The organism is Enterobacter cloacae complex sp. 394I7 (assembly GCF_057320345.1).
In genome coordinates, this window is record NZ_JBXWCR010000001.1 from 612,220 (window position 1) to 637,939 (window position 25,720).

The 25,720-nt window shown below is 54.1% G+C and carries 24 protein-coding genes, 2 tRNA genes and 1 other RNA gene; 13 read left to right on the forward strand and 14 right to left on the reverse strand.

Features of this window, described 5'->3' with window-relative positions:
- Positions 1 to 6: 6 nt before the first annotated feature.
- On the reverse strand, positions 7 to 696 hold the full coding sequence (rutB, locus tag AC2FAP_RS02930) for a pyrimidine utilization protein B (RefSeq protein ID WP_068794494.1): 690 nt from the start codon (positions 694 to 696) through the stop codon (positions 7 to 9).
- The gene (rutA, locus tag AC2FAP_RS02935) at positions 696 to 1,787 is read right to left on the reverse strand and encodes a pyrimidine utilization protein A (protein ID WP_025204484.1); all 1,092 of its coding nucleotides are present in this window, start codon (positions 1,785 to 1,787) and stop codon (positions 696 to 698) included. Before rutA ends, rutB begins: the two co-directional genes overlap by 1 nt.
- A gap of 243 nt (positions 1,788 to 2,030) precedes the next feature.
- Here rutA and rutR point away from each other — a divergent pair, with 243 nt between their 5' ends.
- Positions 2,031 to 2,669, forward strand: coding sequence for an HTH-type transcriptional regulator RutR (gene rutR / locus AC2FAP_RS02940; protein ID WP_020884715.1), 639 nt, complete (start codon positions 2,031 to 2,033; stop codon positions 2,667 to 2,669).
- Here rutR and AC2FAP_RS02945 read toward each other — a convergent pair.
- Both AC2FAP_RS02945 and putA read right to left on the reverse strand, forming a co-directional pair.
- Positions 2,666 to 3,061, reverse strand: a complete 396-nt coding sequence (locus AC2FAP_RS02945; protein ID WP_020884714.1) for a lysozyme inhibitor LprI family protein — start codon at positions 3,059 to 3,061, stop codon at positions 2,666 to 2,668. The two genes, rutR and AC2FAP_RS02945, sit on opposite strands and share 4 nt — an antisense overlap.
- A gap of 101 nt (positions 3,062 to 3,162) precedes the next feature.
- Positions 3,163 to 7,125, reverse strand: coding sequence for a trifunctional transcriptional regulator/proline dehydrogenase/L-glutamate gamma-semialdehyde dehydrogenase (putA, locus tag AC2FAP_RS02950; protein ID WP_138013722.1), 3,963 nt, complete (start codon positions 7,123 to 7,125; stop codon positions 3,163 to 3,165).
- A gap of 423 nt (positions 7,126 to 7,548) precedes the next feature.
- On the opposite strand from putA, the gene putP reads away from it, so the two are divergent.
- Positions 7,549 to 9,057, forward strand: coding sequence for a sodium/proline symporter PutP (gene putP / locus AC2FAP_RS02955; protein WP_446489032.1), 1,509 nt, complete (start codon positions 7,549 to 7,551; stop codon positions 9,055 to 9,057).
- 116 nt (positions 9,058 to 9,173) lie between these two features.
- A complete protein-coding gene (locus AC2FAP_RS02960; protein ID WP_063156151.1) occupies positions 9,174 to 9,593 on the forward strand; it encodes a DUF3574 domain-containing protein in 420 nt (139 codons plus the stop codon).
- A gap of 32 nt (positions 9,594 to 9,625) precedes the next feature.
- Here the strand turns inward: AC2FAP_RS02960 and AC2FAP_RS02965 are convergent, their stop codons facing one another.
- Positions 9,626 to 10,810, reverse strand: a complete 1,185-nt coding sequence (locus AC2FAP_RS02965) for a NupC/NupG family nucleoside CNT transporter (protein WP_014169507.1) — start codon at positions 10,808 to 10,810, stop codon at positions 9,626 to 9,628.
- Between the two features lie 251 nt (positions 10,811 to 11,061).
- Between AC2FAP_RS02965 and efeU the strand changes: the two genes are divergently transcribed.
- The 4 genes from efeU (at position 11,062) to phoH (ending at position 15,642) form a co-directional block, all read left to right on the forward strand.
- On the forward strand, positions 11,062 to 11,895 hold the full coding sequence (gene efeU / locus AC2FAP_RS02970) for an iron uptake transporter permease EfeU (RefSeq protein WP_020884710.1): 834 nt from the start codon (positions 11,062 to 11,064) through the stop codon (positions 11,893 to 11,895).
- A gap of 42 nt (positions 11,896 to 11,937) precedes the next feature.
- On the forward strand, positions 11,938 to 13,065 hold the full coding sequence (gene efeO, locus AC2FAP_RS02975; protein WP_138013725.1) for an iron uptake system protein EfeO: 1,128 nt from the start codon (positions 11,938 to 11,940) through the stop codon (positions 13,063 to 13,065).
- Positions 13,066 to 13,070: 5 nt separating this feature from the next.
- Positions 13,071 to 14,354, forward strand: a complete 1,284-nt coding sequence (gene efeB, locus AC2FAP_RS02980; protein ID WP_020884708.1) for an iron uptake transporter deferrochelatase/peroxidase subunit — start codon at positions 13,071 to 13,073, stop codon at positions 14,352 to 14,354.
- A 499-nt stretch (positions 14,355 to 14,853) separates the two neighbouring features.
- Positions 14,854 to 15,642, forward strand: coding sequence for a phosphate starvation-inducible protein PhoH (phoH, locus tag AC2FAP_RS02985; RefSeq protein ID WP_024908976.1), 789 nt, complete (start codon positions 14,854 to 14,856; stop codon positions 15,640 to 15,642).
- A gap of 116 nt (positions 15,643 to 15,758) precedes the next feature.
- On the opposite strand, the gene AC2FAP_RS02990 is transcribed toward phoH, so the two are convergent.
- The 3 genes from AC2FAP_RS02990 to AC2FAP_RS03000 form a co-directional block, all read right to left on the reverse strand.
- Positions 15,759 to 15,846 (reverse strand) — tRNA-Ser (locus AC2FAP_RS02990).
- Positions 15,847 to 15,993: 147 nt separating this feature from the next.
- Entirely contained in the window at positions 15,994 to 16,671 is a 678-nt protein-coding gene (locus tag AC2FAP_RS02995) for an isochorismatase family protein (RefSeq protein ID WP_020884707.1), read from the reverse strand.
- Positions 16,672 to 16,691: 20 nt separating this feature from the next.
- Positions 16,692 to 17,552: a pirin family protein gene (locus tag AC2FAP_RS03000; protein WP_020884706.1), complete on the reverse strand. Its 861-nt coding sequence runs from the start codon at positions 17,550 to 17,552 to the stop codon at positions 16,692 to 16,694.
- 109 nt (positions 17,553 to 17,661) lie between these two features.
- Here AC2FAP_RS03000 and AC2FAP_RS03005 point away from each other — a divergent pair, with 109 nt between their 5' ends.
- A complete protein-coding gene (locus tag AC2FAP_RS03005) occupies positions 17,662 to 18,567 on the forward strand; it encodes a LysR family transcriptional regulator (RefSeq protein WP_047744312.1) in 906 nt (301 codons plus the stop codon).
- Positions 18,568 to 18,660: 93 nt separating this feature from the next.
- On the opposite strand, the gene AC2FAP_RS03010 is transcribed toward AC2FAP_RS03005, so the two are convergent.
- Together AC2FAP_RS03010 and AC2FAP_RS03015 are read right to left on the reverse strand one after the other, a co-directional pair.
- A non-coding RNA gene (locus AC2FAP_RS03010) (RtT sRNA) lies at positions 18,661 to 18,797 on the reverse strand.
- 45 nt (positions 18,798 to 18,842) lie between these two features.
- Positions 18,843 to 18,930, reverse strand: a tRNA-Ser gene (locus AC2FAP_RS03015).
- A 232-nt stretch (positions 18,931 to 19,162) separates the two neighbouring features.
- Between AC2FAP_RS03015 and ghrA the strand changes: the two genes are divergently transcribed.
- The 4 genes from ghrA (at position 19,163) to AC2FAP_RS03035 (ending at position 22,077) form a co-directional block, all read left to right on the forward strand.
- On the forward strand, positions 19,163 to 20,101 hold the full coding sequence (gene ghrA / locus AC2FAP_RS03020; RefSeq protein ID WP_250368772.1) for a glyoxylate/hydroxypyruvate reductase GhrA: 939 nt from the start codon (positions 19,163 to 19,165) through the stop codon (positions 20,099 to 20,101).
- Between the two features lie 84 nt (positions 20,102 to 20,185).
- Complete coding sequence (locus AC2FAP_RS03025; protein WP_014169516.1) at positions 20,186 to 20,923, forward strand: phosphatase; 738 nt, start codon at positions 20,186 to 20,188, stop codon at positions 20,921 to 20,923.
- Between the two features lie 20 nt (positions 20,924 to 20,943).
- A complete protein-coding gene (locus tag AC2FAP_RS03030; protein WP_020884703.1) occupies positions 20,944 to 21,498 on the forward strand; it encodes a TorD/DmsD family molecular chaperone in 555 nt (184 codons plus the stop codon).
- Between the two features lie 96 nt (positions 21,499 to 21,594).
- The gene (locus tag AC2FAP_RS03035; protein ID WP_262105449.1) at positions 21,595 to 22,077 is read left to right on the forward strand and encodes a DUF1097 domain-containing protein; all 483 of its coding nucleotides are present in this window, start codon (positions 21,595 to 21,597) and stop codon (positions 22,075 to 22,077) included.
- 43 nt (positions 22,078 to 22,120) lie between these two features.
- Here the strand turns inward: AC2FAP_RS03035 and csgG are convergent, their stop codons facing one another.
- The 4 genes from csgG to csgD are packed head-to-tail and all read right to left on the reverse strand — an operon-like array spanning position 22,121 to position 24,462.
- Complete coding sequence (gene csgG / locus AC2FAP_RS03040; RefSeq protein ID WP_014169519.1) at positions 22,121 to 22,954, reverse strand: curli production assembly/transport protein CsgG; 834 nt, start codon at positions 22,952 to 22,954, stop codon at positions 22,121 to 22,123.
- A 26-nt stretch (positions 22,955 to 22,980) separates the two neighbouring features.
- Positions 22,981 to 23,394 carry a curli production assembly/transport protein CsgF gene (gene csgF, locus AC2FAP_RS03045; protein ID WP_014169520.1) on the reverse strand — a complete coding sequence of 138 codons (414 nt, stop codon included), beginning with the start codon at positions 23,392 to 23,394 and terminating at the stop codon, positions 22,981 to 22,983.
- Positions 23,395 to 23,417: 23 nt separating this feature from the next.
- On the reverse strand, positions 23,418 to 23,807 hold the full coding sequence (csgE, locus tag AC2FAP_RS03050) for a curli production assembly/transport protein CsgE (RefSeq protein WP_041162532.1): 390 nt from the start codon (positions 23,805 to 23,807) through the stop codon (positions 23,418 to 23,420).
- 4 nt (positions 23,808 to 23,811) lie between these two features.
- Positions 23,812 to 24,462 (reverse strand): biofilm master transcriptional regulator CsgD, encoded by a 651-nt coding sequence (gene csgD / locus AC2FAP_RS03055; protein ID WP_020884699.1) that lies wholly within the window; start codon positions 24,460 to 24,462, stop codon positions 23,812 to 23,814.
- A gap of 766 nt (positions 24,463 to 25,228) precedes the next feature.
- Here csgD and csgB point away from each other — a divergent pair.
- On the forward strand, positions 25,229 to 25,684 hold the full coding sequence (gene csgB / locus AC2FAP_RS03060; RefSeq protein WP_020884698.1) for a curli minor subunit CsgB: 456 nt from the start codon (positions 25,229 to 25,231) through the stop codon (positions 25,682 to 25,684).
- Positions 25,685 to 25,720: the final 36 nt, after the last annotated feature.

Here is a 25,720-nt window from a genome sequence, read left to right on the forward strand (position 1 = left end):
TGTTCCTCAGGCAATACGGGCTAATGGTGGATTCAGGGCGTCGCAAAAATCCGCGACGTTGCTGACCCAGCCAAAAAAGGTTTCGATGTTGAACAGGGCCGCTTGCTGCGCAAACGCCGGCCCGGCCTGATGGGTGGCGTCTTCCAGCACCACGCCAAAATATTCCAGGAAGAAGCCGTCGCGCAGGGTGGATTCCACGCAGACGTTGGTAGCGATGCCGGTAAAGACCAGATGACGGATCCCCCGGCTGCGCAGCAGGCTGTCGAGTGGGGTGTTGAAAAAGCCGCTGTAGCGCGGTTTGGGCAGCACGATATCGCCTGCCTCTGGCACCAGCTCATCCACCAGCTGGTAATCCCAACTGCCTTTCGCCAGCAGTGTGCCCTGCAGTTCGGGCCGTTTGCGCATGGTTTTCAGGGCGTTCGATTTATGGAAATTGGGAGAGCCCGGGCCACCGGCCTCCACATATTGATCGTCCCAGCCGTTCTGGAACCAGACGATCAGCATGCCTGCCGCGCGGGCTGCGTTGACTGCGGTTTGAATGTTCTCAATCACCGGTCGGGTGGTGGAGACGTCAAATCCCGCCAGATCCAGATAGCCGCCCTGGCTGGCATAGGCGTTTTGCATATCCACCACAATCAGGGCGCTTTGGTGCGGCGCAAAGGTGATGGCTTCCGGACGTGCTGCAAGCGTGGTCATTACGCAACCTCCTTTGTGATGGCAGGAATGTGGGCGCGGCACTGCATCAGCGGCTGAATGCGCTCGCCGAATGTTTCCACACCGGTCAGGAACTCATCGAAGGTCAGCAGCACGCCTTCCGCACCGGGCACGGCGGCCACTTCATCGAGCATTCTGGCGACGCTGGCATAGGAACCGACCAGCGTGCCCATGTTGATGTTGACCGCTGAGGTCGGGTCGGCCATCTGACGGACGTTGGTGTCCGAGCCGGAACGGGTATCTTTCTGGCTCTGTTCGGTGAGCCAGCTCAGCGCTTCATCGTCCGCGCCCGCCTTATACCGTTCCCATTTCGCGCGGGCGGCGTCGTCGGTTTCGTCGGCAATGACCATAAACAGGACATAGGAACCCACATCGCGACCGGTTTTGTCCGCGGCCTCTTTCATGCGTGCCGCAGTCGGGGCGAAGGCGGCAGGGGTATTCACGCCTTTGCCAAAGCAGAAGTTGAAGTCGGCGTATTTAGCGGAGAATTCCATTCCTGCGTCGCTCTGCCCGGCGCAGATCACTTTCATCGGGGCGGAAGGCTGCGGGCTGACGCGGCAGTCGTTCATGGTGAAGTAGTCACCTTTGAAGTCGCTTTTGCCGGTGCCCCAGAGATCGCGCAGCACCTGCACATACTCGGTCAGGTAGTCGTAGCGGCGGGAGAAATACTCGTCGCCCGGCCAGATCCCCATCTGCTCATATTCAGGTTTTTGCCAGCCCGTAACCAGGTTAACGCCAAAGCGACCACCGGAGATGGAGTCGATGGTGGAGGCCATTCTGGCAACGATCGCCGGCGGCAGGGTGAGGGTGGCGGCCGTCGCGTAGATCTGAATGCGCGAGGTGACGGCTGCCAGCCCGGCCATCAGGGTGAAGGACTCCAGGTTGTGATCCCAGAATTCGGTTTTGCCGCCGAAACCCCGCAGCTTGATCATCGAAAGCGCAAAATCGAAATGGTAGTGCTCCGCCTTTTGCACAATGGCCTTATTCAGCTCAAAAGTAGGCATGTATTGCGGGGCGGTGGTCGAGATTAGCCAGCCGTTGTTGCCGATAGGTACAAATACGCCAATTTTCATCACGAACCTCTCTTTACGACGTTGCAGGTAAAGAGGGGTTTGCAAAGGCAATGCCAGTTTTGAAAATGGCTTTGTTATTAATGTGTTAATCAATGGTTGGTTAATTGAGGTATGCAAATGTGGACTAAATGGTCAAAAACATTGCACAGAAAACAGGCATTCATGCGCGATCGGAGTGCAGAGTGTCGTGGTCGGTGAGGGGTTTTGCTATGCTGATGGCAACGCAAAATATGGAGAGCGGGAATGACACAAGGTGCAGTGAAAACACCCGGTAAACGTTCGCAGGCGGTCAGTGCGAAGAAGCAGGCCATCCTCGGTGCGGCGCTGGAGACCTTTTCGCAGTTTGGTATTCATGGCACGCGCCTTGAGCAGGTGGCGGAACAGGCCGGGGTGTCGAAAACGAATCTGCTCTACTACTATCCGTCGAAAGAGGCGCTTTATATTGCGGTGATGCAACAGATCCTCGATATCTGGCTGGCGCCGCTCAAGGCGTTTCGCGAAGAGCTTGCCCCGCTGGTGGCGATCAGGGAGTACATTCGCCTGAAGCTGGAGGTGTCGCGTGATTATCCGCAGGCGTCACGGCTGTTCTGCCTGGAGATGCTGCAGGGCGCACCGCTGTTGCAGGCGGAACTGACCGGGGATTTAAAACAGCTGGTTGACGAGAAATCGGCCATTATTGCCGGATGGGTGGCGGGCGGGAAGCTGGCTCCAGTTGACCCGCATCATCTGATCTTTATGATTTGGGCCTCCACTCAGCATTACGCTGACTTTGCGGCCCAGGTTGAAGCGGTGACCGGTAAAACGCTCCAGGATGAGGCGTTTTTCCACAGCACGCTGGAAAACGTTCAGCAGATGATCATTGAAGGGATCCGCGTGCGTTAGTTTCCCGGCGGAAGAGGGCAGCTTAAATCGCCCTCTTCACACTGCATCAGTGAGGCAAGAAACGCTTCACGCTCAACGGTTTTTTCGTTCAGGCACTGGCTGATGATCATCGGCTGGACGCTGCCTCCCTCAGTACCCGACCCGATAAAGTTGCAGTCGGCATCGCGCAGGGCAATCCACGCCTGCTGCGCCTTTTTCAGAAGCTCACGCTGTGGGGCTTCTGCGCGTTTGATGGCAGCCTGATACGTCTGATTCAGTTTTTTATCGGCTGCCTGGTACTGCTGCGCCGTACAGGTGTTCATTTCAAGCTGGGTGGTCGCATTTGCGCATTCTTCTGCCAGCGCGTTCGCGCTCAGCAGCAATGCAGCCCCCGCGATCAGATATCTTTTCATCATCCCCTCCATGTAAAAAAGCCGGATGCGCTGTGCTTATCCGGCCCTGGTTTTTTTTGTCACCCCGGTAAGCGTAGTGCCACCGGGGATATTTTACACGATTAACCGATTGTCATCAGGCTCGCGTTACCGCCCGCCGCCGCGGTGTTCACGCTGAGCGAGCGCTCAACGTACAGACGTTCCAGCAGCAGATTGGTTTCGCCGCGGGCAAAGCCCTGTACCGAAACAATCGCACCGCTGCGGGCCGCCACCTGCTCGCACAGTTCGCGCAGCTGGTCGGAATCACCGTGATAGATAACGGCATCAAACGGCTGAGTCAGCAGGGCATCGGGCTTCGCAAAATGAATGCGGGCAGAGACCGCTTTCGGCAGCTGTTTCGCGAGGTCACGATGCAGTGCATCTTCCGGCCACAGCACTTCACAACCGGTTGCAGCAGCAGCGGCCAGCTGAACCAGCGCATCCTGCTCGTTGTCCGCCACGCACAGCACACGCTCGCGCGGCATCAGCGTCCAGGTGTTGCGCTCACCGGTTGGCCCCGGCAGCAGGCGCTGCGTACCCGCCTGCGCCAGTTCGCCATACTGCTGTGCGACAGCGCGCAGTTCCGGGCGTTTTTCTGCCCACGTGATGAGCGCTTCAAGCGGCTGTGTCAGCACGGCCTTCAGCTGCGCGTCCACCGGACGTTCGGCATCCTGACGTGCCAGCGTCACGCCGAGCGCATTGTCCGGACGGTTTGCCAGCAGACGGTACAGGTAGAGTGGACCACCGGCTTTTGGACCGGTACCTGACAGACCTTCACCGCCGAACGGCTGTACGCCCACCACCGCGCCGACCATGTTACGGTTGACGTACAGGTTGCCTACTTTAGCGCTGCCGGTCACCTGAGCGATGGTCTCATCGATGCGGGTATGCACGCCGAGGGTCAGGCCATAGCCGGAGGCGTTAATCTGTTCAATCAGCTCGTTGAGGTTGTTACGGTTGTAGCGCACCACGTGCAATACCGGGCCAAAGACCTCTTTTTTCAGCTCGTCGAAGCTGGCCAGTTCAATCAGCGTTGGCGGCACAAAGGTGCCGGTCTGCCACTCGCGGGCATCCTCGCTGTTTTCACGCACGGCCTGGAAGACCGGACGGCCTTTGGCGCGCATGGTCTGAATGTGGTTTTCGATATTTGCTTTGGCTTCCGCGTCGATAACCGGCCCGATATCGGTCGTGAGACGGCCCGGGTTACCCATGCGGCATTCGGCCATCGCGCCGCGCAGCATCTTCAGCGTGTGGTCTGCCACGTCATCCTGCAGACACAGCACGCGCAGGGCGGAACAGCGCTGGCCCGCGCTGTCGAAGGCGGAGGCGAGAACATCGACCACCACCTGCTCGGTGAGCGCGGAGGAGTCGACGATCATGGCGTTCATGCCGCCGGTTTCAGCGATGAGCGGCGTTGGACGCCCCTGCGCATCAAGACGGGTGGCGATGTTGCGCTGCAGCAGGGAGGCCACTTCAGTCGAGCCGGTAAACATCACGCCGCGCACACGGTTATCGGCGGTCAGTTTCGCCCCGACCGTTTCACCGCGGCCCGGCAACAGCTGTATGACACCCGCAGGCACGCCCGCTTCCAGCAGAATGTTAATACCCTGAGCGGCAATCAGCGGGGTCTGCTCCGCCGGTTTTGCCAGCACGCTGTTGCCTGCGGCAAGTGCGGCGGCAATCTGGCCGGTGAAGATCGCCAGCGGGAAGTTCCACGGACTGATACACACCACCGGACCGAGAGGACGGTGGGTTTCGTTATCGAAATCATCACGAACCTGGCCTGCGTAGTAGTGCAGGAAGTCGACCGCTTCACGAACTTCGGCAATGGCGTTGCTGAAGGTTTTACCTGCTTCGCGCACCAGGATCCCGATGAGCGACTGCATCTGGTCTTCCATCAGCACCGCAGCACGTTCCAGAATGGCGCCACGCTCTTGCGGCGGCGTCGCGAACCAGATTGGCGCGTTATTCACCGCGCTGTCCAGCGCCTGATCCACTTCTGCTTCGGTTGCTTCCCGCACGTAGCCGACGATATCTTTTGGCTCCGCCGGGTTAATCACGGGCTGCATTTCGCCATCAGCGACGGGCTGCTCCAGAATCGGTTTGGCCTGCCATTTCTGCAGCGCGCTGTTGAGCAGGGCGGAGGAGAGGGAGGCCAGACGGTGTTCGTTCGCCAGGTCCAGGCCCGCGGAGTTCACGCGACCTTTGCCGTACAGTTCACGCGGCAGCGGGATCTTCGGATGCGGCAGGCCAATCTGACCTTCCTGGGCCGCCATCTTCTCAACCGCCTGCACCGGATCGGCAACCAGCTCGTCAAGCGGCAGGGTGGTATCGGCGATACGGTTAACGAAGGAGGTGTTCGCCCCGTTCTCCAGCAGACGACGCACCAGGTACGCCAGCAGGGTTTCATGGGTGCCCACCGGGGCATAAATACGGCACGGACGGTTCAGTTTGCCATCCGCCACTTTACCGGTGACCTGCTCGTACAGCGGTTCACCCATGCCGTGCAGGCACTGGAACTCATACTGACCCGGATAGTAGTTCTGACCGGCCAGGCTGTAGATGGCCGCCAGAGTGTGGGCGTTATGGGTGGCAAACTGCGGGTAAATCAGGTTCGGCACGCCGAGCAGTTTTTTCGCGCAGGCAAGGTATGAGACATCGGTGTAAACCTTGCGGGTATAGACCGGATAGCCTTCCAGACCTTCCATCTGGGCGCGTTTAATCTCGCTGTCCCAGTAGGCGCCTTTCACCAGGCGGATCATCAGGCGACGGCGGCTGCGGCTTGCCAGGTCAATCAGGTAATCAATCACGAACGGACAACGTTTCTGATACGCCTGGATAACGAAACCAATCCCGTTCCAGCCTGCCAGTTCCGGCTCGAAGCACAGTTTTTCCAGCAGATCGAGGGAGATCTCCAGGCGGTCGGCCTCTTCGGCGTCGATGTTGATACCGATGTCGTACTGGCGCGCCAGCAGGGTCAGGGATTTCAGGCGCGGATAGAGCTCTTCCATCACCCGGTCGTACTGCGCACGGCTGTAGCGCGGATGCAGGGCCGAGAGCTTGATGGAGATCCCCGGGCCTTCATAAATACCGCGACCGTTTGACGCTTTACCAATGGCGTGAATCGCCTGCTGGTAAGAGACCATATAAGCCTGCGCGTCGGCGGCGGTCAGCGCCGCTTCACCCAGCATGTCGTAAGAGTAGCGGAAACCTTTATCTTCGAGCTTACGGGCGTTGGCCAGCGCTTCCGCGATGGTTTCGCCGGTAACAAACTGCTCGCCCATCAGGCGCATCGCCATATCCACGCCTTTGCGGATCAGCGGTTCACCGCTCTTGCCGATGATGCGGTTCAGGGAGCGAGAGAGGTTGGCTTCGTTATGAGTCGAGACCAGTCGGCCGGTAAACAGCAGGCCCCAGGTCGCCGCGTTGACGAACAGCGACGGGCTGCGGCCAATGTGTGACTGCCAGTTACCGTTGCTGATTTTGTCGCGGATCAGTGCGTCACGGGTGGCTTTGTCAGGAATACGCAACAGCGCTTCCGCCAGACACATCAGCGCTACGCCCTCCTGAGAGGAGAGGGAAAACTCCTGCAGCAGACCCTGTACCATTCCGGCGCGGCCGGTGGCATTTTTCTGGTTACGCAGTTTGTCGGCAAGCTGATACGCCAGGCTGTGCGCCTGAGAGGCAATGGCTTCTGGCAGACGGGCCTGCTCCAGCAGCATCGGTACGGCGTCGGTTTCGGCACGACGGTAAGCACCGGTAATGGCGGCGCGACTGACCGACTGAGGCAGGATCTGCTCGGCGAATTCAAGGAACGGCTGATGGTTTTCGTCAGCAGCGGCGGAAACCTCATCACTTTCATTGGCTGCACCCGCCAGCAGCGCGGGCAGCTCTGGCAGCCCCTCATCGCTTTCGAGTCTTTCGAGGTAGTTAAAAATCGCCTGCTTGATTAGCCAGTGCGGCGTGCGGTCAATGCGGGTTGCTGCGGTCTTAATCCGTTCGCGGGTTGCGTCATCCAGCTTAACCCCCATGGTGGTCATACCCATGCCAAAGCTCCTGTTGTTCTGTCGTCGTGTGCTATCGATAGCGTGAAATATCCACCATGTTGCAACTTTGTGCAACCGTGTTAAATGTGACCTGGTTTGCAACCCAGAAAATGAATGGATTGTTAAGAGATGGTTAGCTGGAAAAAAGTGCTGGCTTCTGGATGAGAGGCCTGTTTTTATGCGGGACTTAACACTTTTAAAAGGTGCAACCCGTAAAAGCGTGAGCGAGTGCAACCTATACGAAAGACGTATAAAACCAGGGATGAATTTGATGTAAATGCAGTGTTAAATCGTTTGTGTGCGAGCACTGCTTACGGCAGGATACGCGCGGCCAACAGAAACACATACACACATCACTACGTTCCGGTGATGACATAACAAGGCAACCCGGACGGTTGTCGCTCGACATTTTGGAGAATTTGAATGGCAATTAGCACACCGATGCTGGTGACATTTCTCGTTTATATATTTGGCATGATCCTGATAGGGTTTTTGGCATGGCGTTCAACAAAGAACTTTGACGACTACATTCTGGGCGGGCGTAGCTTAGGGCCGATGGTTACCGCACTCTCTGCGGGCGCGTCCGACATGAGCGGCTGGCTGCTGATGGGGCTGCCGGGGGCGATTTTCATCTCCGGTATTTCTGAAAGCTGGATCGCCATTGGCCTGACCGTCGGGGCATGGATCAACTGGAAGCTGGTTGCAGGCCGTCTGCGCGTGCATACCGAAGCCAACAACAATGCGTTGACCCTGCCGGATTACTTCACCGGACGCTTTGAAGATAACAGCCGCGTGCTGCGCATTATCTCTGCGCTGGTTATCCTCGTGTTCTTCACCATCTATTGTGCCTCTGGTATTGTGGCCGGTGCGCGCCTGTTCGAAAGCACCTTCGGCATGAGCTATGAAACGGCGCTGTGGGCCGGTGCTGCGGCAACCATTCTCTATACCTTCGTGGGCGGTTTCCTGGCCGTAAGCTGGACTGACACCGTGCAGGCGAGCCTGATGATCTTCGCTCTGATCCTGACGCCAGTCATTGTCATCTTCACCGTCGGCGGCTTTGCTGATTCGCTGGAAGTGATTAAGCAGAAGAGCATTGAAAACGTCGACATGCTGAAAGGGCTGAACTTTGTCGCCATCGTTTCTCTGATGGGCTGGGGTCTGGGCTACTTCGGTCAGCCGCACATTCTGGCGCGCTTCATGGCCGCTGACTCTCACCACACGATTGTTCATGCCCGTCGTATCAGTATGACGTGGATGATCCTCTGTCTGGCGGGTGCCTGTGCGGTTGGTTTCTTCGGCATCGCTTACTTCAACAATAACCCGGCGCAGGCAGGTGCAGTAAACCAGAACGCCGAGCGTGTGTTCATCGAACTGGCGGGCATTCTGTTCAACCCGTGGATTGCCGGTATTCTGCTCTCCGCGATCCTGGCGGCCGTGATGTCCACCCTGAGCTGCCAGCTACTGGTCTGCTCAAGTGCAATCACCGAAGACCTCTACAAAGCGTTCCTGCGTAAAGATGCGAGCCAGAAAGAGCTGGTATGGGTGGGGCGTTTCATGGTGCTGGTGGTGGCCTTAATTGCCATTGCGCTGGCGGCAAACCCTGAGAACCGCGTGCTGGGCCTGGTGAGCTACGCGTGGGCGGGCTTTGGTGCGGCGTTTGGTCCGGTGGTGCTCTTCTCGGTGCTGTGGTCGCGCATGACCCGCAACGGCGCGCTGGCGGGGATGATTATCGGTGCGCTTACCGTTATCGTCTGGAAGCAGTTCGCCTGGCTCGGTCTGTACGAAATTATCCCGGGCTTCATCTTCGGCAGTATCGGCATTGTGGTGTTCAGCCTGCTGGGTAAAGCGCCTTCTGCCTCAATGCAGAAACGTTTTGCTGAAGCAGACGAACACTATCACACTGCACCGCCGTCTAAGCTGCAGGCTGAGTAATCTTTTTCGCTGATAGTCAGGCCGGGTAAGCGCGTGCGCTTACCCGGCTTTTTTCTTGCCAAAATCCGCAATTTACGATGATATCGCTGTGCTTATAACAATGAGGATAGCGAAGCATGACAATCAAAACAGGGGTAATGGCAGCGGCATTATTGATGCTGGCGGGCTGCAGTATGCCGTCGCAACACGCGGCGATGGAGACCTGCAAAGCGGATAACCAGATGCAGCAAACCACGCTCTATTTCGGGCTAAACCGTCCCGCAGGGGCGCAAATCACCACCGGCGAGTGGCAGCAGTTCGTTGACCAGGACGTGACGCCGCGTTTTCGCGATGGCCTGACGGTCTTTGATGCGCGCGGGCAGTGGCTGGGTAACGACGGGAAAGTGGCGCGTGAACCGAGCAAGGCGCTTATGCTGATCCACGGTAAAGATGCGCAGAGCGAGAAGAATATTGAAGCGTTGCGCGGTATTTATAAATCACGCTTCGCGCAGGAGTCGGTGATGCGGGTCGATCAACCGGTGTGCGTGCAGTTTTAATGAAAAACGGCGGGAGAACCCGCCGTTATCGCTTACAGCACCAGTCCTGCAAAGCTGGCGGACAGCAAACTGACCAGCGTCGCGCCATACACCAGACGTAAGCCAAAACGCGATACCACGTTCCCCTGTTGCTCGTTCAGGCCTTTGATCGCCCCGGCCACAATGCCGATAGAGGCAAAGTTAGCGAACGACACCAAGAAAACGGACAAAATGCCCAGTCCGCGTGGTGACATCTGATGCGCAATTTTTTGCAGCTCAATCATTGCCACAAATTCATTTGCGACCAGCTTGGTTGCCATAATACTGCCGGCATTCAACGCGTCGCTCAGCGGAATACCAACCAGCCACGCCAGCGGATAAAATACATAGCCCAGGATCTGCTGGAAGCTCATACCAAATACGCTGGAGAAGAGGGCGTTAACGGCGCTAATAAGGGCAATAAAGCCAATCAGCATCGCCAGAATAATCATCGCCACTTTAAAACCGGCCAGAATATACTCGCCAAGCATTTCGAAGAAGCTCTGGGACTCGTGCAGCTTTTCAAGCTTGATGTCCGGCTCTGCTTCCGGGCGCGCCGGGTTGATAATGGAGAGAATAATAAAGGTGCTGAACATGTTCAGGATGAGTGCGGCAACGACAAATTTGGCGTCGAGCATGGTCATATAGGCACCGACAATCGACAGGGATACCGTCGACATGGCCGTGGCTGCCATGGTGAAGAGACGACGAGAGGAGAGGTCGCCCAGTACACCCTTGTAGGCAATAAAGTTTTCAGACTGTCCGAGGATCAGCGAGCTCACCGCGTTGAACGATTCCAGCTTACCCATGCCATTCAGTTTTGACAGCAGTGTCCCGATTACCCGAATAAAAATCGGCAGAATTCGCCAGTGCTGAAGAATACCAATCAGTGCGGAGATAAAAATAATCGGGCAGAGTACGCCGAGGAAAATGAACGCCAGTCCTTTTTCACCCATCCCGCCAAAGACGAAATTGGTGCCTTCAGCCGCGAATTTCAGCAGTGACTCAAAGAATCCCGAGACATATTTAATAATGAACAGCCCGCTTTCGGCATGCAGGAAAAAGAACGCCAGGGCTATTTCAATGACAATCAGCTGTAAAACAAAACGAATGCGAATTTTTCGGCGGTCGAAACTCACCAGCCAGGCAAGCGCAAGAATAATCACCAGCGCCAGCAGGAAATGGATAATGTTAAACATGGTTAATTTTCAGTTGGTTTTTGAGGCAGATATTTAGCCACAGCCCTGATTAACCGTAAATGGGCATTTTCGCTATAACTTATAAACTTAACGATAACGCCAGCAATTATTACCAGGCTGGGTGTTTACAACTCGTCATCAAAACAACACACATTTCGCTTGTTTTTCTTGCTGGCGTAATGATAATCACTATCACAAGAATTTACCTTTCTTTGCATCAGTTGACCGCGATAAACATTTAAGGTGTCGGCATGTTTGTTCCATTTCTCATTATGTTACGTGAAGGTCTCGAAGCGGCCCTCATCGTCAGCCTCATCGCCAGTTATCTGAAGCGAACCCAGCGTGGACGCTGGATTGGTGTCATGTGGATAGGGGTATTCCTCGCCGCAGCACTCTGTCTGGGCCTCGGCATTCTTATCAATGAAACCACCGGTGAGTTTCCCCAGAAAGAGCAAGAGTTGTTTGAAGGGATCGTGGCCGTCATTGCCGTGGTAATCCTCACCTGGATGGTGTTCTGGATGCGTAAAGTGTCCCGCAACGTGAAGGTGCAGCTGGAGCAGGCGGTGGATAACGCCCTGCAAAAGGGCAATAACCACGGCTGGGCGCTGATCATGATGGTCTTTTTCGCTGTGGCGCGGGAAGGGCTGGAGTCGGTTTTCTTCCTGCTGGCGGCATTTCAGCAGGATGTGGGGATCTGGCCACCGCTGGGTGCGATGCTGGGTCTGGCCACTGCGGTGGTGCTGGGCTTCCTGCTCTACTGGGGCGGCATTCGTCTTAACCTGGGTGCGTTCTTTAAATGGACCAGCCTGTTTATTCTGCTGGTGGCCGCTGGGCTGGCGGCGGGAGCGATCCGCGCTTTCCACGAAGCGGGCCTGTGGAATCACTTCCAGGAAGTGGCGTTCGACCTCAGTAATGTGCTCTCAACGCACTCCCTGACCGGTACCTTGCTCGAAGGTATTTTTGGTTACCAGGAAACGCCGAGCGTCAGCGAAGTGGCGATGTACTTTATCTATTTGGTTCCGGCGCTGGTGCTGTTTGCCATGCCGCCGCGCACCGGCACTCAGACGTCGCGCGTTGCGCCGTAATCTGACTGCATTAGTTACAACATACTTTTAAAGGGAAGAGTCATGGCAATTCAGTTCCGTCGTAGTGCGTTATGCGCAGGCATTGCCGCGCTGTTCGCTTCAGCATTTTCCGCCTGGGGCGCGGATGTTCCGCAGGTCAAGGTTTCGGTCAATGATAAGCAGTGCGAGCCAATGACCATCACGGTCAACAGCGGCAAAACCCAGTTTATTATTCAGAACCACAGCCAGAAGGCGCTGGAGTGGGAAATCCTGAAAGGCGTCATGGTGGTGGAAGAGCGTGAAAATATCGCGCCAGGCTTTAGTCAGAAGATGACCGCCAACCTGCAGCCGGGTGAATATGAGATGACCTGCGGGCTGCTGACGAACCCTAAAGGCAAGCTTATCGTGAAGGGCAACGCCACGGCGGACGCCGGAAAAGGCACGGCCCTGTTGAGCCTGGGTGATGCGATTACTGCTTATAAAGCCTATGTCATCAAAGAGACGGCGGACCTGGCTACCGGTACCAAAGCCTTCACCGATGCAGTAAAAGCGGGCGATATCGCGAAAGCGAAATCCCTGTATGCGCCAACCCGCCAGCATTACGAGCGGATTGAGCCGATTGCCGAGTTGTTCTCTGACCTGGATGGCAGCATTGATGCCCGTGAAGATGATTTTGAGCAGAAAGCCGCCGACCCGAAATTTACCGGCTTCCACCGTCTGGAGAAAGCCCTGTTTGGCGATAACACTCTCAAAGGGATGGATAAATATGCCGATCAGCTGAACAGTGACGTGCTTGAGCTGCAAAAACGCATCAGTGAGCTGGCCTTCCCGCCATCAAAAGTGGTGGGCGGTGCCGCGGGTCTGATTGAAGAAGTGGCGGCAAGTAAAATCAGCGGTGAAGAAGACCGTTACAGCCACACCGACCTGTGGGACTTCCAGGCGAACGTCGATGGCGCGCAGAAAATTGTCGATCTGCTACGTCCTCAGCTGCAGAAAGATAACAGCGAACTGCTGGCGAAAGTGGATGCCAACTTCAAAAAAGTCGACACCATTCTGGCGAAGTACCGTACCAAAGACGGGTTTGAAACCTACGATAAACTGACCGATGCCGACCGTAACGCGCTGAAAGGCCCGATTACCACACTGGCGGAAGATCTCTCCCTGCTGCGTGGCGTACTGGGTCTGGATTAAGCACGATGAACAAGCAGAATGAACACGACGTGGTGGAACCTTCACGTCGTCGATTGTTAAAAGGGGTAGGGGCGCTGGGGGGCGCCCTTGCTCTGGCCGGAGGGTGCCCGGTGGCGCATGCGGCGAAACCGCAAAGCGCTCCCGGCACGCTGTCACCCAATGCACGCATGGAGACGCAGCCTTTTTATGGTGAGCATCAGTCGGGCATTTTGACGCCACAGCAGGCCTCCATGATGCTGGTGGCTTTTGATTCGCTGGCAAGCGATAAAGCCGATCTTGAGCGTTTGTTCCGCCTGCTGACGACGCGCATCGCGTTTCTCACCGCCGGTGGTCCGGCGCCGGACACGCCTAACCCGCGTCTGCCGCCGATGGACTCCGGTATCCTCGGGGCATTTATCGCTCCGGATAACCTGACGATAACCGTTTCGCTCGGTGAGTCGCTGTTTGATGCGCGCTACGGGCTGGCAAAACAGAAGCCAAAAGCGCTGCAGAAAATGACGCGTTTCCCGAATGACTCTCTGGATGCTGCTCTCTGCCATGGCGATCTGCTCCTGCAAATTTGCGCCAACACCCAGGATACGGTGATCCACGCGCTGCGCGACATCATCAAGCACACGCCGGATCTGCTGAGCGTTCGCTGGAAGCGGGAAGGGTTTATCTCTGACCATGCCGCCCGCAGCAAAGGGAAAGAGACGCCCGTAAACCTGCTGGGCTTTAAAGACGGCACGGCCAACCCGGACAGCCGTAATGATCCGCTCATGAAAGAGGTGGTCTGGGTGACGGCCGATCAGGGCGAGCCGGCATGGGCTGTGGGTGGAAGTTATCAGGCGGTGCGGATTATTCAGTTCCACGTGGAGTTCTGGGACCGTACGCCGCTCAAAGAGCAGCAGACGATTTTTGGCCGCGATAAACAGAGTGGCGCTCCGCTCGGGATGAAGAACGAGCATGATGTGCCTGACTACGCCAGCGATCCGAATGGCGATGTCATCGCGCTGGACAGCCATATCCGCCTGGCCAATCCGCGTACCAAAGAGACACAATCCAGCCTGATGATGCGTCGGGGATATAGCTATTCACTTGGCGTAACCAACGCCGGCCAGCTCGATATGGGGCTGCTGTTTGTGTGCTATCAGCACGACCTGGAGAAGGGCTTCCTGACCGTACAGAAACGCTTGAACGGGGAAGCGCTGGAAGAGTACATTAAACCCATCGGCGGCGGTTATTTCTTTGCCCTGCCTGGCGCACGCGATCGCAACGCCTATCTCGCTCAAGGGTTGATTGAAGCCTGATAATTGTCCCTGCGATAATTCGCGGGGACATTATTTTTTCATATGCCTGTCCTGCTGTTATATTTCTGTAATATTCCTGTATGAGACTGATTTCCACTGTAGGGACAGTCTTAAAGTTACGCTCAGGTAAAATAAATGTTGCATTTATGATAACTCCTGATGTACTTAAGATAAGACAGCGGTAGTTCCCGGCAGTGATGCTGAATCACTATGGAGATCGCGAATGGTTGCGTCCTGTACTGGACATGGTAAACACAACACCCGCAGCACCCGGCGCGGAGGCTCAGACTCCGGCAGCGATTTCCTCACCACAAAATTATCCCCCTCGACTCAAGAATCTCTTTCGACCGACGTGCAGAATGGTGCGCGTAGCCGTTCTGTTGCGTCATCCGGTAAAGCAAGCAATGGCTTACAAGGAAGCCAACCCTCTGATGTTCGTGCGCATAATCGTGCTGAAACTGGCACGTGTGATGAATACCAACAACTCAAGGTGCTATCCATGGGAAGACAAAAAGCAGTGATCAAAGCTCGTCGCGAAGCAAAACGTGTGCTGAGACGGGATTCACGTAGTCATAAACAGCGTGAAGAAGAATCGGTCACCTCGCTTGTGCAGATGAGTGGCGTAGAAGCAATTGGCATGGCCCGAGACAGCCGTGATAATTCTCCAATTGTGGCGCGCAATGAGGCTCAGGCGCACTACCTGAATGCTATCGAGAGTAAACAGCTCATCTTTGCAACCGGCGAAGCCGGATGCGGGAAAACGTGGATCAGTGCAGCCAAAGCGGCAGAGGCGCTGATCCATAAAGACGTGGAGAGAATTATTGTCACCCGTCCGGTACTGCAGGCTGATGAAGATCTTGGCTTCTTGCCCGGAGATATTTCAGAGAAGTTTGCCCCTTACTTCAGGCCCGTCTATGACGTGCTGGTGAAACGTCTGGGAGCATCCTTTATGCAGTACTGTCTGCGACCAGAGATTGGCAAGGTGGAAATCGCGCCGTTCGCTTATATGCGCGGACGTACATTTGAAAATGCGGTCGTCATTCTTGACGAGGCTCAGAACGTGACCGCAGCGCAAATGAAGATGTTTTTAACGCGCCTCGGGGAAAACGTGACGGTCATCGTCAATGGTGATATTACCCAGTGCGATCTGCCGTCGGGCGTGAAGTCCGGACTGAGCGACGCCATGTCACGTTTTGAGGAAGATGAGATGATTGGGGTGGTACGCTTCACGAAAGAAGACTGCGTGCGTTCAGCGCTCTGCCAGCGCACGCTGCAAGCGTACTATTGAGTTAGCCGTTGTGTTCAAGGCCCGGGAAACCGGGCTTTGTTTTTTGTGCGGGCGTCCTGTCCGGGGAATATAAAAGAAAAAAGCCCGTACTTTCGTACGAGCTCTCATCTTGAATATGGCGGTGAGGGGGGGATTCGAACCCCCGATACGTTGCCGTATACACACTTTCCAGGCGTGCTCCTTCAGCCACTCGGACACCTCACCATATTGTTTTGCTGCCTGACCGCTTGGGGGGCAACGGGGCGCTACTATAGGGAGTTGCGCTAAAACGGTCAAGCAGATTTTCTGCTTTAGTGCTTGTTCGGTTAAGCAATAATCAGCTCCACGTCTTTTTGACCGTGGAGCCGGTGATTAACGCTGTGAATCGAGCACTTCGCTGTTTGTGATCACCTCTTGTGCTCTGGTATAGCTTTCGATCAGCAACTGATAGGCAGGGAAGATATGGGTATACACTTCAGCCCACTCGGCTGCATCTTCCCGGTTCCATGTCCGCTGGATCTCAGAGGCAACCGCCGCGGTATCCATTGGTACCACCCCGGCCTGGACCACGCGCGCCAGGGTGATCTCCTGAGCCATTTTGCTGTAGGTGCCGGAGGCATCAATAACCGCAAACACTTTATAACCCTCCGCGACTGCGCTAATAGAGGGAAACGCCATGCAGACGCTGGTGATGGTGCCGGCGATGATCAACGTTTTGCGCCCCGTGGCTTTCACCGCAGCCACAAACTCCGGGTTATCCCAGGCGTTGATCTCACCTTTACGTGGAACGTATTGCGCATGTGGCGCATTAGCGTGGATCTCCGGGATAAGGGGGCCATTCGGTCCCTGCGGAACAGAAGCGGTGGTGATCACAGGGATCTTCGCCAGGGTAGCGATTTTTGCCAGCGCCGCAGCACGTGCGCGCAACTCTGGCATTGGCATATCCCCCACGGTCTGGAAAAGTCCGCTCTGGTGATCGATAAGTAACATCACCGCATCGTTTACATCAATAACCGGGCGTGAGCCGTTAAAATTTGCAGGTGCAGACATCTTCTTCTCCTTTATTACCATCAGATCTGGCCGAAGCGGCCGGAGTTGAAATCACGAATGGCTTCCGCGATTTCGGTTTTACTGTTCATCACAAACGGCCCATAGCCCACGATGGGTTCATTCAGCGGTTCGCCGGCCATCAGCAGGACTTTGGCATCGAGGCTCGCTTCCAGATGGAGTGTGTCGCCTTGCTGGCTTAATACAACCAGCTGTGCCTCGCCTGCCTGGGCTGTTCCGTTCACCGTAATGGTGCCTTCCATCACAACCAGCGCCGTGCTCCAGCCCTCCGGCTGACTGAGCGTGAGATGGCTACCCTGATTGAGCGCGATGTCCCAGACGTTTAGCGGCGAAAAGGTGTGCGCGGGGCCAGCAACATCCTCGTAGCGACCTGCGATAACCCGCAGCGAGCCGCTGTTATCCGGCAGCGTGACCACGGGGATATCCGCCTTAGTGATGCTCTGGTAGCCCGGCGTCGCCATTTTGTCTTTGGCAGGCAGGTTGACCCACAGCTGCATCATTTTCAGTTCACCGCCTTTCTGCGCGAACGCGCTGGAGTGGAACTCCTCGTGCAAAATGCCAGCGCCCGCCGTCATCCATTGCACGTCCCCGGGGCCTATTACGCCGCCTCTGCCGGTGGAATCGCGATGTTCAACTTCGCCGGAATAGACGAGGGTGACCGTTTCGAAACCCCGGTGCGGATGCTCGCCGACGCCGCGCTTTGCCCCATCCGCCGGGAAGGTGTATGGCCCGGCATAGTCCAGCAGTAAAAACGGGCTGAGCGGTTCGCCGTGCGTCTGGTAAGAAAACATTGAACGTACCGGGAAACCATCACCAACCCAGTGTTGACGGGGAGCGGTATACACGCCTGTTACGTTTTTCATGATGAACTCCTGAAGCGTTGTTGATGTAATTAGCTTATATTCAGCGTTAATATCCCGGTAGATAGTGAAAATGGCATTCACTGTTCTGAAAATAGAACGATGAGGATTTATGCAGGATCTCAATGACTTCGTCTGGTTTGTGAAGGTGGTCGACTACGGTGGTTTTGCTGCAGCGGGGCGTGCGCTCGATTTGCCGAAGTCCCGGCTAAGCCGCCGGATAGCTCAGCTGGAAGAGCGGCTTGGCGTGCGGTTAATACATCGCACAACGCGGCAGTTTACGGTGACAGAAGTTGGCCAGACCTTCTATCAGCACTGTAAAGCGATGATGGTGGAAGCAGAAGCTGCTGAGGAGGCGGTGGCCGCGTTACAGGCTGAGCCGCGCGGTATTGTCAGGATCACCTGCCCGATAACATTGTTGCATGTCCATGTTGGCCCGATGCTGGCGAGATTTATGGCGCGCTATCCAGGGATCGCGCTGCAGCTTGAGGCAACCAACCGGCGGGTAGACCTGGTGGGGGAGGGGATTGATGTCGCGATCCGTGTGCGCCCGCGTCCGTTCGATGACAGCGATCTGGTGTTAAGGGTACTGGCTGACCGGGGACATTGCCTGGTCGCTGGACCGGCGTTGATTCAAAGGATGGGTAAACCGTTGGTGCCCTCTGAACTCAGTGCCTGGCCTGGATTAAGCACGAACGAGGGTAAACACATCCATAAATGGGAACTGAGCGGTCCCGAAGGGGCGAAGGCGGAAATCCATTACCATCCTCGCCTGATCACTACCGATATGCTGGCATTGCGTGAAGCGGCTATAGCGGGTATCGGCGTGGTGCAGTTGCCCATATTAATGGTGAAAGAGCAGCTTGCGTCAGGGGACCTCATTCGCGTACTTGATGCCTGGGAGCCACGACGTGAGGTGATTCATGCTGTGTATCCTTCAAGACGCGGGTTACTCCCGTCTGTCAGGGCACTGGTGGATTTTCTTACCGAAGAGTATGCGCGGATGGTGGAAGATTAATCTTTCGGGAGAGGGGCTCAGGGCGCATGCTGCACTGGCGGAGAATATAAAAGAAAAAAGCCCGTACTTTCGTACGAGCTCTCATCTTAAATATGGCGGTGAGGGGGGGATTGACTCGCTTCGCTCGCCCTGCGGGCAGCCTGTTCGCTGCGCTCTCAGTCTGTCCAACTGGCTGTCGCCCGTTGTCGAACCCCGGTCGGGGATTCTCACCCCCCCTGTCCGGGGAATATAAAAGAAAAAAGCCCGTACTTTCGTACGAGCTCTTATCTTGAATATGGCGGTGAGGGGGGGATTCGAACCCCCGATACGTTGCCGTATACACACTTTCCAGGCGTGCTCCTTCAGCCACTCGGACACCTCACCATATTGTCATCCCGTTGTTGCCGGGACGGGCGCTAATGTAAGGAAAAGCCGAACTGGCGTCAACTCACTTTTTCAGTAAATCAGCGCATTTAGACAAACTTCAGTCAACATGGCTTTTAAATGTGCTGAAAGCGCCTTTTTTATCAACAACGCGGTGGCGGGAAAAATTTGTTATGCTGGCAATCCAGTTGAAAATGAACACAAAACAGCGCAATAAAAGGCAGGAATGACTATGGATATAATCTTCTATCACCCCACTTTTGATACTGCTTACTGGATTAAGGCACTTTCGTCGGCGTTGCCCGGGGCGCGCGTGCGTGAGTGGAAACGTGGTGATAACGAACATGCTGACTACGCGCTGGTCTGGCATCCGCCGGTAGAAATGCTCCAGGGCCGTAAACTGAAGGCCGTTTTTGCGCTGGGCGCCGGCGTGGATTCGATTCTGAGCAAACTGAAAGCACACCCTGAAATGCTGCCGGAAGAGATCCCTCTTTTCCGTCTGGAAGATACCGGCATGGGCCAGCAAATGCAGGAGTATGCTGTCAGCCAGGTGCTGCACTGGTTCCGCCGCTTCGACGACTATCAGGCACTAAAACAGCAATCCCACTGGGAACCGCTGCCGGATTATCAGCGCGAAGATTTTACCATTGGTATCCTCGGGGCTGGCGTGCTCGGCTCAAAAGTCGCTGAAGCACTTGCCCCGTGGGGCTTCCCACTGCGTTGCTGGAGCCGTAGCCGCAAGGATTATCCGGGCGTAGAAAGTTTTGCCGGCGCTGATGAGCTTCCTGCGTTCCTGAACGGTACGCGCGTGCTCATCAACCTGCTGCCAAATACGGCCGAAACGGTGGGGATTATCAATGGTGCACTGCTAAATCAACTGGCTGACCAGAGTTACGTAATGAACCTGGCGCGCGGGGTACACCTTGTTGAGTCCGATCTGCTGCAGGCGCTGAACAGCGGAAAACTGAAAGGGGCGATGCTGGATGTGTACAGCCGCGAGCCGTTACCGGCCGAAAGCCCGCTGTGGGCACATCCGCGTGTGGCGATGACGCCGCACATTGCAGCGGTCACGCGTCCGGCGGAAGCTGTGGCCTATATTACCCACACCATCAGTGAGATGGAGCAGGGCCATCCGGTAACCGGACAGGTCGACAGACAGCGCGGCTACTGAGTGAAACCCGGCGTTAGCCGGGTTTTTGCTAATATTCGCTGCAGATAACTGCTATCCTTTGGAAAAACCGCAGAGGAGAGAAAGATGTATCCCGTTGACCTGCATATGCACACCGTCGCCAGTACCCACGCGTATAGCAACCTCCATGATTATATCGCGCAAGCGAAACGCAAGGGCATTACGCTTTTTGCGATTACCGATCACGGCCCGGACATGGCAGATGCGCCGCACTACTGGCATTTTGTGAATATGCGGATCTGGCCACGTCTGGTGGACGGTATTGGGATACTGCGCGGCATCGAGGCAAACATTAAAAATACAGACGGTGAAATCGACTGTACCGGACCGATGCTGACCTCTCTGGATCTGATCCTTGCCGGTTTCCACGAGCCGGTTTTCGCGCCGCAGGATAAAGAGACGAACACCCGAGCGATGATTGCTGCCATAGCCAGCGGCAACGTGCACATTATTTCTCATCCGGGTAATCCTAAATACCCGATTGATATCGAGGCTGTTGCCCAGGCGGCAGCGAAACACCGCGTGGCGCTGGAGATCAATAACTCTTCTTTTGTTCACTCGCGTAAGGGCAGTGAAGCAAACTGTCGCGCCGTGGCAGCTGCGGTACGGGATGCAGGCGGCATGGTGGCGCTGGGTTCTGATTCCCATACCGCGTTTACGCTGGGTGATTTTAGTGAATGCCTGAAAATACTGAATGACGTGGATTTCCCGGAAGACAGGATCCTTAACGTTACCCCACGCCGCATGCTTGATTTCCTCGAGTCACGCGGAATGGATCCGATTGATGAATTTGCCGATCTTTAATTGTGTAATGGAATAAAAAAATGAATGAGTTTTCCATCCTTTGCCGCGTGCTGGGTACGCTGTTCTATCGTCAGCCGCAAGACCCGCTGTTGGTTCCACTCTTTACCCTGATTCGTGAAGGGAAACTGGCGCAAAACTGGCCGCTGGAACAGGATGAGTTGCTGGAGCGTCTGCAAAAAAGTTGCGATATGCAGCAGATTTCAACGGATTACAACGCACTGTTTATTGGCGACGAATGCCGCGTTTCGCCGTACCGTTCAGCCTGGCAGGAAGGGGCGACGGAAGCGGAAGTGCGCGCGTTTCTCTCTGAACGCGGAATGCCGCTGACGGATACCCCTGCGGACCATATCGGAACGCTGCTGCTGGCTGCGTCCTGGATTGAAGATCACGCCGCTGATGATGAGAACGAGGCTATCGAAACGCTCTTCGAAGCGTATCTGCTGCCGTGGTGCGGTACTTTCCTCGGCAAAGTTGAAGCACATGCGACCTCGCCGTTCTGGAGAACGCTGGCTCCGCTGACCCGCGACGCCATTGCGGCAATGTGGGATGAGCTGGAAGAAGAGGATGAAGAGTGATTTAGGTCACATAAATTCTGCAACCATACATTTCACCTTGCACGTAATGTGCATCTGATCGCATTTCCATGGCGCGCTTCTGCTAAGATGCGCGCCATGAACATATTACTGTGTATTGCATTCACGACAGGCATTCTCTCCGGACTATGGGGATGGGTGGCGGTCTCTCTCGGGTTGCTCAGCTGGGCCGGGTTTCTGGGTTGTACGGCCTACTTTGCCTGCCCGCAGGGCGGCATAAAAGGGCTTTTCATCTCTGGCTGTACCCTGATGAGCGGTGTTATCTGGGCACTCGTGATTATGAAGGGCAGCGCGCTGGCCCCGCATCTGGAGATCCTGGGCTATATCATGACCGGCCTAGTCGCGTTTTTGATGTGTATCCAGGCAAAGCATATGCTGCTGTCGTTTGTACCCGGTACCTTTATGGGCGCATGCGCGACGTTTGCAGGGCAGGGGGACTGGGCGCTGGTGCTTCCCTCGCTAATGCTGGGGTTGGTGTTTGGCTATGCCATGAAGAACAGCGGCCTCTGGCTGGCCGCCAGACGGGATAAAGCGCAAAACATCAGTGCGGTAAGTGAATAAAAAAAGGCGAGATGATGATCTCGCCTTTTTTATGCGCTTCCTGTCAGGATTCCGGAGGCACTGACATATCGCGGTATTTAACCAGTATCGGGTTTTGCGCCTCTGCTTTGTTCTGCAGGTCCCACAATCCACGATCGATACCATCATTAATCAGGAAGATTACCCCGGTTTCTATGGCTGACATCAGACACATCATGACCGGTTCGTTAGAGGTATACCCGATTTCACCCTCCAGCAAACGCTGGTAATCGATGAAGCGGAAAACCCCGGCCTGCACTTCATAAGAAAGAATGGTTTTGCTGGTCGTTACCGAAGAGAGCACTTCGCCCGTGCTGACGTTGACGACACGCAGGTTTACGGCGATTTGGTCGAGCTGATATTGCGTATCAGCACCGATACCAAAGTAACGCGCGCCCACACCACCCGATTTAACGTTGCTTTCATAACCGATAATCGATCCCTCGATCATGACGTTCGCCGCAGCCAGTGATTCCAGCGGCATGCGGTTATTATTCGCAACGGTGCCATTTTCCTGCGCAGCGCGAATAATTTTCCGTTCATTTAACAGGTTCTGCAGACCCTGACGTTCCAGAGGAATAAACCAGTGCGAATCTTTCAGGGCGGTCACCAGCATGGCGGTGGCGCTCTGTGGCACTGCCGTAGAGAAGTTACTTGCCGGATAAGGTTTAAATTGTCCCGTTTCATCCTGAATGTTGTAAACCGAGACAAATATTTTACCGGTCGGCGCAGGTAAATGTGTTAAATCTCGATAGCTTTGAGCCCGAGGCATTAATGTTGGTTTTGCAGCTTCTTTAGGTGGAGCAGTTAAACAACCGCTCAATAAGCACACTGCAACAAATATCAGGAAGCGCTGCATGATCGTTGTCCTTATTTCGTTGTTGTTTAAAAGTTCGTTGAATCACTTTGTAGACCGGAAACCTGAATGGTGGAGGTTTTCCCGGTTTTTCGATCGGTAACGTTCAACTGGAGTTGTCCGTCCTTGTTGGCGATGTCGACAATGAAGTCGTTGGTCACCATTCGGCCGGGTTTGCCGGTATTAATGTTGGTCAGCAACCCTCCCAAAATCTGCGACTGGATAGCCTGCGTGAAGTTGTCCAGTGCCGATGGGGTATCGACGCTAAAATCCTTAAAGCTGGGATCCTTATAGGAGTTTTGCGCCTGGGCTTCGTTCAACAGAAACGCCCCATTATTGGGATTACCGCCAAAGTTAGGGTTACGGAACTGGAACGTCATATTTCCGGCCCAGCTTAAAGGGGTTATTAGCATTATCGAAACAACTGCATATGCAATACGCATGACAGCCTCCGGATATAGGTTCGCTAGAATTCGTCTTTTGCTAAATCGCTGGTGCTTAATAGCGCTTTATCAATTTGCAGGCGATTAATAGCATCTTCTGATTGAGCCAATGCTAAGGCTACGTTTTTATCGAAGTCTATTTTCGTGGGGAATAAAAATGTTTGATAAATAACGTCCTGATTAGCCGTTATTGTTATCCAACTTCCCCATCGTGCACTGGGCCGCTCGTTGATTGTAATATTTCCAGTAAATGTACTGTCCCATTTGTCACTGAATGCACGATAAAAATTGTGCCCGACCGAGGAGACAGTGTGGTCTGTTAACAATCCGGGAACTTCGACCTCGACGGCCCGTCCGTTCCCGGCAGCGAGCATGAAACTCGCTGCGGCGATCCAACTCAACGTGCGTTTCATTTGATTAACGCCTGAGGTTATCGTTTGCCCATGAAACAGCCTGAGTTCGGTTCTTAACAGCTATCTTCTTGAAAAGATTATAAAGGTGCGTCTTTACCGTATTTTCGCTGATAAATAACGAACGGGCGATTTCAATATTTGAAGCACCAATGCGCAATTTGTTCAGGATCTCTTTCTCACGGTGCGTTAGCAGCGCTGACTCTGAACTGTTATAGCGGTAATTTCCGGAGTGCGTGATGAGGTAGCTGGCAAGTTTTTGCGAAAAATAACACTCGCCACGCAATATACCCTGCAGACCTTCGACCAGCCGATCTTCTTCTTCCGTGATATAGAACACACCATTGATATGCGGCCAGCTTTCAATATCTCTGAAGGGATACTCATCAGGGGTATTCAATAATAACACGCGGATATTATTGTTTTTCCTGCTTAAATTATCTTGCCAGTAATGGATAAGCTTTTTATCTGCTTCCATCATATCAATCAGAATGATACTGCCAGGTGCAATATCATCAAAAGAACGTTGAATATTATGTAATTTCCCGTGCAGAGACAGCGATTGCTTTAAATGTTGTAATAAAGCGGTCGCTTGCAACGAAGGTTTTGTGATCAACAGTAACGTATGACCATGTAAACTTTGGACTTCATTATACATGATGAAACCCCACTTTTTTATGACACCTGACAGCGGTCCTCCAGATAAAAAAGAGGACCCCAGAAGTACTGACAGATGTTGCACTGCTGTGTGAAGAAAAAAACCATAACCTCCAGCAGGAGGTAAATATAAAACAAATTTCGTACATCTGATTTCAATCTAGCTATTACTAACTTTAAAGCAAGTGTTAAACGTGTAACAGGATGTAAAAATCAATATTAATTTGTGAAAATGGACTCTTTTAAATGTTGTGGAATGATAAGAAAGTTGTACATGTAAATAACCCTGCACAGATTTTAAAAATCATACAAATATTTATAATTGTTTGATTTTTATGAATATTAATTATTTATTTCTTCCCGTAAAGAGGTATGAGTCACAGAGATTTTCTAAGTCCTGGAATGAACGATGCTGCGTCTTAAGAAAACAGGTCTCGTGTCACGTGTTGTGTAAAATGTCCTCCTGGCGTTTCGTTTAGCGTCCGTTGCATGGGGGCTTTACCCCTCTCGTCCCGCTGCACAATCGATTATTAAGAAAGGCTTAATAGAAAAATAAGAACCCCGATCTATAACGTTTTTTTGCATGGAATTACTACTTTGAGGTGACGTGATAAATAAAAATAAGCCACGCGGGTGAGATATTTAAAATGTTTCGGCAGACATACTCATCACCGTAACGACGCGTTAACAAATTACGAGTCGTTCTAACACGAAGTCACAGTAACAAGGTTATGGCGTTATCAAATAGCCAGGTCCAGGGTGACAACATGAAAAATACATCGTTATTTATGATGTTTACATTACTGGGTGCGCCTGGATTTGTAATCGCGGCTGATTCAGATTTGGCTAACGCTGAATATAACTTCACGGTTAATGAATTAAGTCGTTCATCATTAAATCAGGCAGCCATTATTGGTCAGCAGGGCATGTTAAATGATGCTCAGGTTCGCCAGGACGGGTCAAAATTATTGTCCATTGTTTCTCAGGATGGAGCAGGCAACAGAGCGAGAGTTGATCAATCAGGGACTTATAATATTGCCTGGATCGATCAGAGCGGTAGCGCGAATGATGCAGGTATTACGCAAGATGGATATGGTAATAGTGCGAAAATTATCCAAAAAGGGTCGGGTAATAGAGCAAATATTACGCAGTACGGTACGCAGAAAACCGCAGTTGTAGTGCAGAGACAGTCGCAAATGGCGATTCGCGTTATTCAGCGTTAGTTATTTAGCGGCGACTTTAATCAATCCGATGGGGGT

Coding starts and splice junctions, on each gene's coding strand:
- rutB (WP_068794494.1), bottom strand. CDS start 696: ATGACCACGCTTGCAGCACGTCCGGAAGCCATCACCTTTGCGCCGCAC.
- rutA (WP_025204484.1), bottom strand. CDS start 1,787: ATGAAAATTGGCGTATTTGTACCTATCGGCAACAACGGCTGGCTAATC.
- rutR (WP_020884715.1), top strand. CDS start 2,031: ATGACACAAGGTGCAGTGAAAACACCCGGTAAACGTTCGCAGGCGGTC.
- AC2FAP_RS02945 (WP_020884714.1), bottom strand. CDS start 3,061: ATGAAAAGATATCTGATCGCGGGGGCTGCATTGCTGCTGAGCGCGAAC.
- putA (WP_138013722.1), bottom strand. CDS start 7,125: ATGGGTATGACCACCATGGGGGTTAAGCTGGATGACGCAACCCGCGAA.
- putP (WP_446489032.1), top strand. CDS start 7,549: ATGGCAATTAGCACACCGATGCTGGTGACATTTCTCGTTTATATATTT.
- AC2FAP_RS02960 (WP_063156151.1), top strand. CDS start 9,174: ATGACAATCAAAACAGGGGTAATGGCAGCGGCATTATTGATGCTGGCG.
- AC2FAP_RS02965 (WP_014169507.1), bottom strand. CDS start 10,810: ATGTTTAACATTATCCATTTCCTGCTGGCGCTGGTGATTATTCTTGCG.
- efeU (WP_020884710.1), top strand. CDS start 11,062: ATGTTTGTTCCATTTCTCATTATGTTACGTGAAGGTCTCGAAGCGGCC.
- efeO (WP_138013725.1), top strand. CDS start 11,938: ATGGCAATTCAGTTCCGTCGTAGTGCGTTATGCGCAGGCATTGCCGCG.
- efeB (WP_020884708.1), top strand. CDS start 13,071: ATGAACAAGCAGAATGAACACGACGTGGTGGAACCTTCACGTCGTCGA.
- phoH (WP_024908976.1), top strand. CDS start 14,854: ATGGGAAGACAAAAAGCAGTGATCAAAGCTCGTCGCGAAGCAAAACGT.
- AC2FAP_RS02995 (WP_020884707.1), bottom strand. CDS start 16,671: ATGTCTGCACCTGCAAATTTTAACGGCTCACGCCCGGTTATTGATGTA.
- AC2FAP_RS03000 (WP_020884706.1), bottom strand. CDS start 17,552: ATGAAAAACGTAACAGGCGTGTATACCGCTCCCCGTCAACACTGGGTT.
- AC2FAP_RS03005 (WP_047744312.1), top strand. CDS start 17,662: ATGCAGGATCTCAATGACTTCGTCTGGTTTGTGAAGGTGGTCGACTAC.
- ghrA (WP_250368772.1), top strand. CDS start 19,163: ATGGATATAATCTTCTATCACCCCACTTTTGATACTGCTTACTGGATT.
- AC2FAP_RS03025 (WP_014169516.1), top strand. CDS start 20,186: ATGTATCCCGTTGACCTGCATATGCACACCGTCGCCAGTACCCACGCG.
- AC2FAP_RS03030 (WP_020884703.1), top strand. CDS start 20,944: ATGAATGAGTTTTCCATCCTTTGCCGCGTGCTGGGTACGCTGTTCTAT.
- AC2FAP_RS03035 (WP_262105449.1), top strand. CDS start 21,595: ATGAACATATTACTGTGTATTGCATTCACGACAGGCATTCTCTCCGGA.
- csgG (WP_014169519.1), bottom strand. CDS start 22,954: ATGCAGCGCTTCCTGATATTTGTTGCAGTGTGCTTATTGAGCGGTTGT.
- csgF (WP_014169520.1), bottom strand. CDS start 23,394: ATGCGTATTGCATATGCAGTTGTTTCGATAATGCTAATAACCCCTTTA.
- csgE (WP_041162532.1), bottom strand. CDS start 23,807: ATGAAACGCACGTTGAGTTGGATCGCCGCAGCGAGTTTCATGCTCGCT.
- csgD (WP_020884699.1), bottom strand. CDS start 24,462: ATGTATAATGAAGTCCAAAGTTTACATGGTCATACGTTACTGTTGATC.
- csgB (WP_020884698.1), top strand. CDS start 25,229: ATGAAAAATACATCGTTATTTATGATGTTTACATTACTGGGTGCGCCT.